Source organism: Pseudoalteromonas sp. G5_S1_14_S5 (genome assembly GCF_054968605.1).
The window spans coordinates 1-13138 of the sequence record NZ_JBQKUM010000102.1; the positions used below are offsets into that span (position 1 = coordinate 1).

Consider the following 13138-nt stretch of genomic DNA (forward strand, 5'->3'; position numbering starts at 1 on the left):
CACGACTATGTGGGCGTTTTTATTTGTTATTTCATACATCATGGCTTGTGACGACTAACCATCAGCTTGCAAGCACAAATCAGTAAACTGAGCTCGAGTCAGTTGAGCTAAATCTTTAGGGGCGAGTTCAATTTCCAACCCTCGCTTTCCTGCACTTACGCAGATCGTTTCAAACTCCGTCGCACTGGAATGAACAAAAGTCGGCAGCGCTTTCTTCTGACCAAGCGGGCTGATCCCCCCTACTACATAACCTGTGGTTTTCTGTGCAATATCCGGGTTCGCCATCTCTGCTTTTTTGCCTTTTGCCGCTTTAGCCGCAAGTTTCAAATTTAGTTTCTGGTCGACAGGTATCACCGCAACAGCCAAGTCTTTAGCGACACCATTTAGACAGAATAGCAGCGTTTTGAATACACGTTTAGGATCCTGCCCAAGTGCTTCAACAGCCTCTAACCCATAGTTGGTATTGTTGGCATCGTGGTGATACTGATGCACCGTATGAGCGATTTTCTTTTTCTTGGCAAGATTGATTGCAGGGGTCATAACAAATCCAAACAATAGGTAAACAAAAAGCGACGCCGTAGCGTCGCTTTAGTTAAATTTATCATGGCGCTAGAGTCAATCGAATTTAGCGCTTAATGATCCAATTACTTGTAAACAATTTGACCAGAAGGTGCGTACTTGTTCACGTCAACTGGGCTATTCGCTGCTAGATACTCTTTTAGTACTTCAGCGTCAACAAAACCAGTGTTTACGTAACCAGGGTGGTCAGACAGTTTAGGGTAGCCGTCACCACCAGCAGCGTTAAAGCTTGGTACTGTGAAGCGGTACGTTTCTTCTAAGTTAAGTGGCATACCACCAATAACAACGTCAGACACTTCACCGTTCGCAACTGTCATTGAGATACCAGCGAATTGTGCGTAAGCACCTGAATCGATTGGTTTAGTCGCTACTACGTTTAGGTAATCTAGAACTTCTTTACCCGTCATGTCTGTGTAAGTCAGGATATTTGCAAAAGGTTGTACTGTTAGTACATCTTTGTATGTTACTTCCCCCGCTTCAATTGAATCACGAACACCACCAGAGTTCATCACAGCGAAGTCTGCTTTTGCACGCTCCATGTGAGAAGTTGCAATCAGACGGCCTAGGTTAGTCTGTTGGAAACGAACCACGTTACGGTCACCTTCAAGCTTGCCATTTGTTTCAGCAATCTTAACTTCAAGCTGTGCTTGGCCTTGCTCTTGGAATGGACGTAGGAACTCTAGTAGTTCTGGATCTTGCGCAATCTCGTCTTGGATAAGAACACGCTGCTTCTTACCGTCGATCTTAACCTTTTTCTTCAGGTTAACTGGGATTAGGTCGTAGCTCACCATTTCTAGTTCGCCATTACGGAATTCGTAATCAGCACGGCCTACGTATTTACCCCATTCGTGAGCTTGAACGATGTAAGTACCGTTTTGAAGGTCTGGTTTACACTCATCACCCGGCTTGAAGTTTTTCTTCGCAACGTTAGGGCCTTCCATACATACAGGCTCTTGAGAGTGACCACCAACGATCATGTCTAGATCACCTTCGTCTAGGTAACGCGCTAGTGCTACATCACCTGGTGCGTTAACGCCACGCTGACCATTTTCGTAGTGACCCATGTGAGTCACAGCAAAGATAAGATCTGGCTTTTCTGTTTCTTTAAGTTCAGCGATCAGTTTCTTCGCTTCTTCTTTAGGGTCACGGAAATCGATACCTGCGATAAACTCAGGGTTGCCAATCTTTTGAGTATCTTCCGTTGTTAAACCAATAACCGCAATTTTAATACCTTGCTTTTCAAACATCTCGTAAGCTTGGAACTTACGTTCGCCAGTCGCTTTATCGTAGATGTTTGCAGATAACATTGGGAAGTTAGCCCAATCGATTTGCTTTTGTAGTACGTCTAGTGAGTTATCAAACTCATGGTTACCGAGTGCCATTGCATCGTAACCAATCTTGTTCATACCTTTGAAATCAGGTTCTGCATCTTGAAGATCTGACTCTGGTACACCTGTGTTGATGTCACCACCAGATAGAAGCAACACGCTACCGCCTTCTGCTTCAACTTCTGCACGAAGTTGATCAATCAGCGTTTTACGTGCAGACATGCCGTATTCGCCGTATTTGTTCTGCCAGAAACGACCATGGTTGTCGTTAGTGTGAAGAATCGTTAGCTTGTAAGTTTCGTCTTGGTTCCAATCATGAGCAGATTGAGACGCACAACCAGCTAAAGTCGCTAGAATTGCAGCACTTAGTGCTGTCTTTAGAATAAGGCGTTGCTTCATTGTCATACCTTTGAACTTTGTAGGGGAATCCACTGCTTCTGCCACTCTCCTTAAGCCCATGTCCACTTAAGAAACATGGTTAGAGGTGGTAAAACTTGAAGTAGTTTAAATTAAGACGGTAAACCTAACAGAGTGATTTCATATTTATGTAGGATAGATCACCATAATCCCCTATCGAGTGTGTAACAAAGCGACAAAGTTGCAGTTGATCTAATAAGTGATCACAGGCAAACGTTTTCATCATTTTTTAGATTATTTGTGATTTACTCAGTTCGAAAGCGCTACAAAGTGACCTTCGTTAAATTTATTCGATTTATCAGAGCCTTAGAGGTTACGTTATAACATCACAAAACTGTACTAAAGCTAGCTTAAGGAGCTCAAGCTCATAGCCATTCACTTAGCTATAGGGACAAAAAAGCCGGCACTTACGCCGGCTTGGAATTCTATACTGTTCGACTATTTAATATCGATGTGGTCAAAACCTTTGATAAGGTCATCAAGTGCTTTCATCTGCTTCAAGAATGGCTCTAGCTTGTCTAGAGGCAGTGCAGATGGACCATCACAACGCGCTTGATCTGGGTTCGGGTGAGCTTCAATGAATAGACCAGCAATACCTGTCGCAAGGCCCGCTTTTGCAAGTTCAACCGTTTGCTCACGACGACCACCAGATGCAGCACCTGAAGGATCACGCATCTGTAGAGAGTGCGTTACGTCAAAGATGATTGGGCTGCCGTTTGAAGCTTTCTTCATTACGCCAAAACCAAGCATATCTACAACTAGGTTGTCGTAGCCCATGCAAGAGCCACGTTCACAAAGGATAATCTTATCGTTGCCACATTCTGCGAACTTATCAACGATGTTACCAACTTGGTTCGGACTCATGAACTGAGGCTTCTTCACGTTGATAACTGCGCCAGTCTTAGCCATCGCTTCAACAAGATCCGTTTGACGAGCTAGAAATGCAGGAAGTTGAATGACATCAACTACATCAGCAACCGGCTGAGCTTGTGCTTCAGTGTGAACATCAGTGATGATCTTCACACCGAATGTGTCTTTCAATTCTTGGAAGATTTTTAGACCTTCTTCCATACCAGGGCCACGGTATGAGTGAACTGAGCTACGGTTTGCCTTATCGAAAGACGCCTTAAATACATAAGGAATACCCAGCTTTTCAGTTACTTTCACGTAGTGCTCACAGATCTGCATTGCTAGATCGCGAGATTCAAGAACGTTCATGCCCGCAAATAGCGTAAATGGCTTGTCGTTAGCAATTGGCATATCGCCAATATGAACTGTTTTTTGTTCCATCATATTCTCTCTAAATAATTATTAATTAGTGAACAACCACTGTCTTTTCATTCATGACGTTCACTTGAGACTTCAGTAACTCAGATGCAGGGTCATCTGGGCATTGGTCGATAAAATATTGGTAATCCGTCGCTGCCACTTGGTGACAATCCAACTGCTGATAGATAAAACCACGGTCGCGGATTTCATACGGATCGTCAGGTACAAACGTTAATGCAAGGTCTGTACATTTCAATGCTAGCGTATAGCGCTCTTCTCTCAGTAAAGCACTCTTTAATAGCGCTAACCACTTGCCAATGATTGTTGGATGATCGGCCACTTCTAAATGCTCCGATTTAAGCTCAGCCAACGGACCATCATGACCGATCAGCCACGCTCGTAACGTTTGCTCACCAACGTATTCACCATTATATGGATTGATATACACTGCTGCTTGGCCGTACCAAGTCACTTTAAGCAGAAACTGAGTAGGGAAAGAGACCCCCTCTACTGGAAAACCTAGCTTGCGACCTAGAAAAAGAAAGATCGCGCCGAGACTGACTGGGATGCCTTTCTTACGCTCTAGCACTTTATCGATGAAAGCGTTCTCTGAAGAGAAGTAAGCGTCTTTATCACCTGCAAAGCCCCATTCATAGAAGAATAGTCGAATAAAGGACTCAAACTTCTGTTGCTCATCGGTCTCATTAACCAAAACCAATTCAGCTTCTTTAAACAGTCTTGCCAGCTCTTGCTCAGCCCAACTGTCTTGAGTGTCTGGGTTAATCGCTTTATTTAAGATCAATGCACCTTCAGCTAATTCTAGCTGGTCAAAGTCTTCATCAAAAAATTCGTACATAAGTAGTTAACCGAAATAAGGAGATCATTAACCGAAAAATGTTGGCGCCTTCGTCACCGCAATTTTGCCTGCCATAGCTAACCAGCCAAGCGCACCGAAGAATGAGAATACTCTCAATAGTTTATTTTTACCCAGTTTAAGCGCAAAGAAACCCAATGCGATGTAAGCCATCACACAAGTTAGCTTTTCTGTTAGCCATGGCGCAGCTGGAGTAAAGGGAATAAAGCCAGTGATAAAAATCAAGCCAATACCCGATAGCAATAGCAACGAGTCGTTGATATGAGGGAAACGCTGCAAGAAAGGGTGCTTAAGTTTCGGCGAGTTCGCCATCATAAGAACGAAACGAATTGAAAGAAGTGACACGCTTATAGCAATCGTTAGTAAGTGAAAATGTTTTAAACCTTCGTACATGGAATTCCTTTATATTTTTTATATGTGCTTTCGTTAGCACGAGCGACATTGGACCCGTTGGTGCTCTGTATTTCTGCGTTAAATGCATTACCGAGTCAAATGTAATTTCGCGCTAAAGGTATCAATTTCGTAAGTTCGCCCTCTAGGGTTACATGAGTGGCTAACAACTACTGAGCCCCCTCAGCAAACGACAACGAACTATGAGCAATAACGACCTAATGTCACTCGGTCATTGCCACCGTAATCTTTCTCTGTGACTACATCGAGATAACCTAGCGCTTGCATTATCTGACGTACAGCCAAGCCTTGGTCGTAACCGTGCTCAAACGCCAACCACCCCTCATTTTCCAAAAAGACACGTGCGTTTTCAGAAATATAGCGAATATCAGCAAGCCCTTTCTCTTCGGCAACAAGCGCAGTAATCGGCTCAAAACGCACATCGCCTTGCGAGAGGTGAGGGTCATCTTTCTCTATATAAGGTGGATTAGAGACAATCAGAGAGAACTTAACCTCACCGCTATCAGAAGCCAGACCGCGAAGCGGGTCAAACCAACTACCATGCAAGAACGTGGCATTAGTGATGTTTAAGCGTTTCGCATTCTCTGTTGCAAGCGCTTGAGCTTCAGGACGAAGGTCAATACCTGTCACTGGTCGATTTGGCATCTCAGACGCCAGCGCCAAGGCAATAGCACCAGTACCTGTCCCTAAATCCAGAATCGCACCTTGTTTCCCATAGGTTTTATCCAGCGCGACTTCAACCAAACGCTCAGTATCTGGGCGAGGAATTAAAGTAGATGGCGAAACTTTTAACGGCAGCGACCAAAACTCACGCTCACCGACAATGTAAGCCACAGGCTCACCGGTTAAACGACGGTTTAAAAGGGCTTGAAATTCAGATTCTTGTTCTGAGGTAAGGTGCTTCTCAGGCCAAGTTAACAGGTAAGATCTTGGTTTATCTAAGACGTGACAAAGCAGTACCGCAGCATCAATTGAGGGTGACGTATTGTCACCCTCTTGAAATGCTAAGATGGCTGCTTTTAATGCACTTTCAACCGTATAGGCAGATTGCATAGGGTTTAGTTGCTCTCAGCTAGCGCAGCAAGTTGGTCTGCTTGGTGCTCTTGGAGAACCGGATCAATCAGACTTTGCATGTCACCTTCTAGCACTTCGTTCAGACGGTAAAGTGTTAGGTTGATACGGTGATCAGAAACACGACCTTGCGGATAGTTGTAAGTACGGATACGGTCACTACGGTCACCTGAGCCTAGCAGATTACGACGCGTGTCTGATACTTCAGCAGCACGACGCTCTTCTTCAGCTTGTACAATACGCGCAGCAAGAACAGCCATCGCCTTCGCCTTATTTTTATGCTGAGAACGCTCGTCTTGACACTCTACTACTGTACCTGTTGGCAAGTGAGTAATACGGATAGCAGAATCCGTAGTGTTAACGTGCTGACCACCGGCGCCAGATGCACGGAAGGTATCGATTTTCAGGTCTGCAGCCTTAATTTCTGGAAGATCCGCTTCTGGGATTTCAGGCATAACAGCAACAGTACATGCAGAAGTATGAACACGGCCTTGAGACTCTGTCTCTGGTACACGTTGAACACGGTGACCGCCTGACTCAAACTTCATCACACCGTAAACGCCTTCACCACTTACTTTAGCGATCATCTCTTTGTAGCCGCCTTGCTCTGAGTCATTACTGCTCATTACTTCAACGCGCCAGCCTTTCTTCTCTGCAAACTTAGAGTACATACGGAAAAGGTTACCCGCGAAGATACCCGCTTCATCACCGCCCGCACCGGCACGGATCTCTAGGAAACAGTTACGCTCGTCGTTTGGATCCTTAGGTAGAAGAAGAATCTGAAGCTCATCAGTTAGACGCTCAATCGCTTCTTTCGCTTCTTTAATTTCTTCCTGCGCCATTTCGCGCATCTCTTCGTCGTCTTCCTGCGCCATATCTTCGGCAGCTTCTAGATCGTCTTGAGCTTGCTGATAAGCTTGGAAGCACTTAGTCACTTCTTCTAACTGAGAGTACTCTTTAGATAGTGCACGGAATTTGTTTTGATCACCGATCACATCTGGATCGCCAAGCAGGTGTTGAACTTCTTCGTAGCGTTCAACAAGTGTTTCAAGCTTTACTAGAATCGAGGCTTTCATAATGTCTTATCTTGTTGGAGGTCTAATATTATTGAGGGTCTTCTAGGCCCAAACTCTGTCTAATGACCGTTAATTTCGCAGGTTCTCCTTGCTCAGCAGCACTTTGTAGTGCGCGGGTTGGAGCATGGATCAATTTGTTTGTGAGCTTATTACTAAGCTCTAGTAAAACTCTCTCAGGGTCACCGCCAGCGGCAAGTGATTGTAAACTTTTACTCAATAATTCTTCGCGGATTTCATTCGCTGATTTTCGGTAATCACGAATACTGTCGACCGCTTGCAGTGAGCGCATCCAACTCATGAACGCGGCACTTTCTTCACTGACGATCGCTTCAGCTTGGATTGCTTCCACTTTACGTTGCTCGATATTGCCATTAACAATCGACTGCAAATCATCCACCGAATACAGGTAAGCATCATTCAGTTCGCCAACCTGTGATTCCACATCACGAGGCACCGCAATATCAACCAATAACACAGGTTGATGTTTTCTTTTCTTCAGAGCGGTCTCAACCATGCCTTTACCAATAATTGGCAGCGGGCTTGCGGTTGAACTGATCACGATATCTGCTCTATGTAGGTGATCTGGAATTTCATTTAAGCTGATCACTTCAGCGCCAAACTCTTCGGCTAGCCCTAAAGCACGCTCACGGGTTCGATTAGCCACAATCATTTTAGTACAGCCATTTGCTAGAAGGTGCTTAGCCACGAGCTCAATCGTTTCACCAGCGCCAACTAACAGCACAGTAGAATCAGCAATCGACTCAAAAATATGCTTGGCCAAGGTACAAGCTGCGTAAGCCACAGACACCGCACTTCCGCCTATTTCTGTTTCAGTTCGAACGCGCTTCGCTACAGAAAATGATTTCTGGAACAGCTTTTCCATTGAAGCATCGACAGACTTGCTACCACGAGAGTCTGTATAAGCTTGCTTAACCTGACCTAAGATTTGCGGCTCACCCAAGACCAAAGAGTCCAAACCACAAGCAACGCGCATTAAATGTTTAATTGCGGCCTGCTCTTCATGGATATAAAGACTTGGCTTTAGCTCTTCAGGGCTCACTTGGTGGAAAACCGACAACCAATCGATAAGCTTGTTTTTTGCTCCGTTTTTAACGTCACAATACACTTCAGTTCGGTTACAGGTAGAAAGTATGACACTTCCATTTACGTGTGCATTTGCGTTAAGTTGCTTGAGTGCCTCAGACAGTTTGTCTGGACCAAAAGCGACTTTTTCTCGCAATTCAACCGACGCTGTATTGTGATTGATACCTACGGCAAGCAAAGACATGTATCAGAAGTTCTCGATCAGGGAATGGAAACAAGGGGCGAATTTTACTTGATGCATGGCTCTATTTAAAGAGCAAGCGGGATTTGTTTTCCTGACTTCGCGCATTCAATGCTATAGTTGAAGCGTTTTTTAGATAAATTTGAACAAGTTGTGAGCAAATATGGGCAAGCTTCATAAAATCGCGTCTCTTATTTTTATTACCATAATCATGGTGGGTTGCTCGTCTATCCCGGAACAACCGACAAGTGTTGAATGGCAAGCGCACCAAAGCCGCCTATTGCAGATAGAAAACTATCAAGCTTCCGGTAAGCTTGCTTACATCTCTCCCGAGCAGCGCCAAAGCCTCAATTTTGTTTGGAAGCACTCTCCAAACAAAAGCCAATTAAGACTCACCACTTTCCTTGGTCAGACCGCATTAAACCTGACCATTGATCCATCTGGCGCCAAAGTCGTCACTTATGATGACCAAGTATTTACCCACTCAAGCGCCTCTATCTTGGTTGAACAGCTTACAGGCTTGAAAATCCCAGTTGATCATCTGCCAAAATGGTTCCTTGGCATTCCAGACCAATCGAATAGCTACCAGCTAAATACAACGAATACCCTTGAGTCACTGACCAAACAAGTTAGTAACCAACTATGGACTCTGAGTTTTACAAACTATCGCAACACAGAGATGCCGAGTACGCTGCAATCTGGTGAAGACAAAGCAAATGTAGAGACGATCCCACTCCCTACTCGACTCTCTTTCAAGCAAGACCAAAACAAAATCAACATCGTAGTTTCGAAGTGGACACTGAAAAAATGATTACAACACCAACGCACTGGCCTGCTCCAGCAAAGCTGAATCTATTTCTTTATATCACTGGCCGACGTGATAATGGTTACCACGAACTTCAAACACTATTTCAGTTCGTTGACTTTGGTGATGAACTAACGGTTACCGCAAACTCAGAAACAAGTTCGATAACTATCACGCCAGAAATACCTGGAGTAGCGCTTGAAGACAACCTGATCTGGAAAGCAGCGAATGCACTTCAGCAATACACCTCAACCTCTTTCGGTGCCGATATTGAGCTAGAGAAAGTGCTACCAATGGGTGGTGGTATTGGCGGAGGCTCTTCAAATGCTGCAACTGTGTTGGTTGCGCTTAATTACTTGTGGCAACTGAATCTTTCTGATGATCAACTTGCAGAGATAGGCCTGAATCTTGGTGCAGATGTTCCAGTGTTTGTGCGAGGCTATGCCGCTTTTGCTGAAGGCGTCGGTGAACAGCTGTCGCCTGCTAATCCGGATGAAAAATGGTATCTCGTTGTTAAACCTCAAGTGAGCATAGCAACTATGGACATATTCACACATCCAGAATTAACCAGAAATACGCCAAAGCGAGCGCTACCAACGCTTCTAAAGCAAGAATACGTAAACGATTGCGAAAAAATTGTTCGAATACTGTACCCAGAGGTTGATAAGCAACTTTCATGGCTGCTACAATACGCGCCGTCGAGATTGACTGGCACAGGTTCGTGCGTTTTTGCTGAATTTAGCAGCAAAAAAGAAGCCGAATTAGTGCTAGAAAAACTACCTGACACCGTTTCCGCATTTGTAGCGAAAGGACGAAACATTTCTCCTTTGAAAGAAACGTTGGCTGAATACCACTCAGCCCACCCACAATCTATTTAAAACTGGACGCAACCCGAGGTTTCCACCGTGCCTGATATGAAGCTATTTGCTGGTAACGCAACACCTGAACTAGCCCAACGTATTGCTGATCGTCTATATATCTCTCTTGGCGATGCTACTGTAGACCGTTTTTCTGATGGCGAAGTCGCTGTTCAAATCAATGAAAACGTTCGTGGTAGCGATGTATTCCTGATTCAATCAACTTGTGCACCAACCAATGACAACCTAATGGAATTGGTGGTAATGATTGACGCAATGCGCCGCGCTTCTGCTGGCCGTATTACTGCTGTAATCCCTTACTTCGGTTATGCCCGTCAAGATCGTCGTGTACGTTCTGCACGTGTGCCAATTACTGCAAAAGTTGTTGCAGATTTCCTTTCTAACGTTGGCGTAGACCGCGTTCTTACTATCGATCTACACGCAGAGCAAATCCAAGGCTTCTTTGATGTACCAGTTGATAATATCTTCGGTACTCCAGTTCTTCTAGAAGACATGGCTAACCGCGGCCTAGAAAACCCAGTTGTGGTTTCTCCAGACCTTGGTGGTGTTGTACGTGCTCGTGCAACGGCTAAAGCGCTAGGTGACGTTGATATCGCTATCGTTGATAAGCGCCGTCCACGTGCTAACGTTTCTGAAGTAATGAACCTAATCGGTGATGTTGAAGGGCGCGACTGTGTTATCGTTGATGACATGATCGATACAGGTGGCACACTATGTAAAGCAGCTGAAGCGCTTAAAGAGCGCGGTGCTAAGCGCGTATTCGCTTACGCAACTCACGCTATTTTCTCTGGTACTGCTGCGAACAACATCAAGAACTCTGTTCTAGACCAGGTTATCGTAACAGATTCTATCTCTCTATCTCCAGAGATGGCTGCTACAGGTAAAGTAACAACACTTAGCCTTTCTCGCATGCTTGCTGAAGCGATTCGTCGTATCAGCAACGAAGAATCAATCTCAGCGATGTTCAACTAATCAAGGCTATTTAGCTTTGTTTTAGAAACTCGTTAGAGAAAGACATTAAGCACTTCATTTGATGAAGTGCTTTTTTTATATCTGGTGACTGTTGTTTATCACAGCTCGGAATAATCATGGTGCCATCAGCTAGCTCGCACCTTTTTCATAAACTGTGATATCATACGGCGCTTTTTGAAATCCCAAGAGAGATCCATACCTTGAGCCAACAAATAAAACTTCTCGTTGGACTGGCTAATCCAGGTCCTGAATACGCCAAAACTCGCCACAATGCGGGTGCTTGGGTAGTTGAAGAATTAGCACGTGTACACAACGTAACACTGAAGAACGAACCAAAGTTCTTTGGCCTAACGGGTCGTATCATGGTTCATGGTGAAGATCTTCGTTTGCTGATCCCAACGACTTTTATGAACTTATCAGGCAAAGCAGTTGCAGCTTTGGCAAAGTTCTACCAAATTAAACCAGAAGAGATCATGGTTGCTCATGATGAGTTAGACCTTCCTCCTGGTATTGGAAAGTTCAAAAAAGGTGGTGGTCATGGTGGACACAACGGTCTAAAAGACATCATCAGCAAGCAGGGTAACAATAAAGAATTCTATCGTCTGAGATTAGGCATCGGCCATCCTGGACACAAAGATAAAGTTGCAGGTTATGTATTAGGCAAAGCTCCGCAAAAAGAGCAAGAGTGTATCGAGGCCGTCGTTGACGAATCGGTTCGCAGCCTAGACATCTTATTAAAAGATGGCCTACCAAAAGCACAAAATCGCTTACATACGTTCAAAGCAGAATAAGGTTTATATCATGGGTTTTAAATGTGGCATCGTTGGTCTACCAAACGTTGGTAAGTCAACTCTGTTTAACGCACTGACTAAAGCAGGCATCGAAGCAGCAAACTTTCCATTTTGTACGATCGAACCAAACACAGGTATCGTTCCGGTTCCAGATCTACGCTTAGATGCATTAGCAAAAATTGTTAATCCACAAAAGATCCTTCCAACAACGATGGAATTCGTTGATATCGCTGGCCTAGTTGCTGGTGCATCTAAAGGTGAAGGTCTTGGTAACAAATTCCTAGCGAACATCCGTGAAACTGACGCGATCGGTCACGTTGTACGCTGCTTTGAAAACGAAAACATCGTTCACGTTTCTGGCAAAGTATCTCCAATAGAAGATATTGAAGTGATCAACCTTGAACTTGCACTGGCTGACTTAGATAGCTGTGAGCGTGCAATTCAGCGTAACGCTAAGAAAGCAAAAGGCGGCGACAAAGACGCTAAATTCGAAATCACTGTACTAGAAAAGCTACTACCAGTTCTTACTGAAGGTGGTATGGCGCGTACTGTTGAACTAGCGAAAGAAGAAGCGGCAGCAATCGGCTACCTAAACTTCCTAACACTTAAGCCAACAATGTACATTGCAAACGTTGCTGAAGATGGTTTTGAAAACAACCCTTACCTAGATGCTGTTCGTGAATACGCTGCAAAAGAGAACAACGTTGTTGTTGCTGTATGTGCTGCTATCGAATCTGAGCTTTCTGAGCTTGACGACGAAGATCGTGAAGAGTTCCTAGCGGACATGGGTATCGAAGAACCAGGTCTAAACCGAGTGATCCGATCTGGTTACGAACTACTTACTCTTCAAACTTACTTCACAGCGGGTGTTAAAGAAGTTCGCGCTTGGACAATTCCTGTAGGCGCAACAGCTCCACAGGCGGCTGGTAAGATCCACACAGACTTCGAAAAAGGCTTCATCCGAGCTGAAGTTGTTGGTTTTGATCACTTCATCGAATTTAACGGTGAGAGCGGCGCAAAAGACGCAGGTAAATGGCGTCTTGAAGGCAAAGAATACATCGTAAAAGATGGTGACGTTGTTCACTTCCGCTTCAATGTATAATTGCTGATTAAATATCGGACAAAAGGCCAGTGAATTTCACTGGCCTTTTTGTTTTTACCCTTTAGCAAGAGTTCGACATCAGAAAGTTAACTTCCTATATATATCGCCTTTTTGACCTGTTTTTTGCCGACAAATGCGCCTCTTTGACTAAAAAGAAACCGAACAGATATTTATTCGTGATTTATTCAAAAAAAAAGTTGACGGGTTTCACTCAACTACGCATAATGCGCCCCGTTCACAGCGAAGCGGCAACGTTTCAAAATGAACGACAATTTGGAAA

Annotated in this window: 13 protein-coding genes; 5 read left to right on the forward strand and 8 right to left on the reverse strand. The window is 44.4% G+C overall.

Annotated elements, in window-relative coordinates; all coding sequences use genetic code 11:
* Nucleotides 1-54: 54 nt before the first annotated feature.
* The 8 genes from ybaK to hemA all read right to left on the reverse strand — a co-directional run bounded on the left by ybaK (nucleotide 55) and on the right by hemA (nucleotide 8313).
* Nucleotides 55-540, reverse strand: coding sequence for a Cys-tRNA(Pro) deacylase (gene ybaK, locus ACTRWI_RS20570; RefSeq protein WP_373941396.1), 486 nt, complete (start codon nucleotides 538-540; stop codon nucleotides 55-57).
* A gap of 104 nt (nucleotides 541-644) precedes the next feature.
* Nucleotides 645-2306 (reverse strand): bifunctional UDP-sugar hydrolase/5'-nucleotidase UshA, encoded by a 1662-nt coding sequence (gene ushA / locus ACTRWI_RS20575; RefSeq protein WP_499133607.1) that lies wholly within the window; start codon nucleotides 2304-2306, stop codon nucleotides 645-647.
* Between the two features lie 456 nt (nucleotides 2307-2762).
* Complete coding sequence (kdsA, locus tag ACTRWI_RS20580) at nucleotides 2763-3614, reverse strand: 3-deoxy-8-phosphooctulonate synthase (protein WP_004739800.1); 852 nt, start codon at nucleotides 3612-3614, stop codon at nucleotides 2763-2765.
* A 25-nt stretch (nucleotides 3615-3639) separates the two neighbouring features.
* Nucleotides 3640-4449: a SirB1 family protein gene (locus ACTRWI_RS20585; protein ID WP_499133608.1), complete on the reverse strand. Its 810-nt coding sequence runs from the start codon at nucleotides 4447-4449 to the stop codon at nucleotides 3640-3642.
* Between the two features lie 27 nt (nucleotides 4450-4476).
* Nucleotides 4477-4860, reverse strand: coding sequence for a SirB2 family protein (locus tag ACTRWI_RS20590; protein ID WP_499133609.1), 384 nt, complete (start codon nucleotides 4858-4860; stop codon nucleotides 4477-4479).
* Between the two features lie 198 nt (nucleotides 4861-5058).
* Nucleotides 5059-5931, reverse strand: coding sequence for a peptide chain release factor N(5)-glutamine methyltransferase (gene prmC, locus ACTRWI_RS20595; RefSeq protein WP_499133610.1), 873 nt, complete (start codon nucleotides 5929-5931; stop codon nucleotides 5059-5061).
* Nucleotides 5932-5936: 5 nt separating this feature from the next.
* Nucleotides 5937-7025 carry a peptide chain release factor 1 gene (gene prfA / locus ACTRWI_RS20600; protein ID WP_499133611.1) on the reverse strand — a complete coding sequence of 363 codons (1089 nt, stop codon included), beginning with the start codon at nucleotides 7023-7025 and terminating at the stop codon, nucleotides 5937-5939.
* Between the two features lie 28 nt (nucleotides 7026-7053).
* A complete protein-coding gene (hemA, locus tag ACTRWI_RS20605) occupies nucleotides 7054-8313 on the reverse strand; it encodes a glutamyl-tRNA reductase (RefSeq protein WP_499133612.1) in 1260 nt (419 codons plus the stop codon).
* A 160-nt stretch (nucleotides 8314-8473) separates the two neighbouring features.
* Between hemA and lolB the strand changes: the two genes are divergently transcribed.
* From lolB to ychF, 5 genes are all read left to right on the forward strand, one after another.
* Nucleotides 8474-9121 (forward strand): lipoprotein insertase outer membrane protein LolB, encoded by a 648-nt coding sequence (gene lolB, locus ACTRWI_RS20610; protein WP_499133613.1) that lies wholly within the window; start codon nucleotides 8474-8476, stop codon nucleotides 9119-9121.
* A complete protein-coding gene (gene ispE, locus ACTRWI_RS20615) occupies nucleotides 9118-9993 on the forward strand; it encodes a 4-(cytidine 5'-diphospho)-2-C-methyl-D-erythritol kinase (protein WP_499133614.1) in 876 nt (291 codons plus the stop codon). The genes lolB and ispE overlap by 4 nt, the downstream gene beginning before the upstream one ends.
* Nucleotides 9994-10020: 27 nt before the next feature.
* Nucleotides 10021-10965: a ribose-phosphate pyrophosphokinase gene (locus ACTRWI_RS20620; protein ID WP_499133615.1), complete on the forward strand. Its 945-nt coding sequence runs from the start codon at nucleotides 10021-10023 to the stop codon at nucleotides 10963-10965.
* 200 nt (nucleotides 10966-11165) lie between these two features.
* Nucleotides 11166-11756 carry an aminoacyl-tRNA hydrolase gene (pth, locus tag ACTRWI_RS20625; RefSeq protein ID WP_004739815.1) on the forward strand — a complete coding sequence of 197 codons (591 nt, stop codon included), beginning with the start codon at nucleotides 11166-11168 and terminating at the stop codon, nucleotides 11754-11756.
* Nucleotides 11757-11766: 10 nt separating this feature from the next.
* Entirely contained in the window at nucleotides 11767-12858 is a 1092-nt protein-coding gene (ychF, locus tag ACTRWI_RS20630) for a redox-regulated ATPase YchF (protein WP_063523318.1), read from the forward strand.
* Nucleotides 12859-13138: the final 280 nt, after the last annotated feature.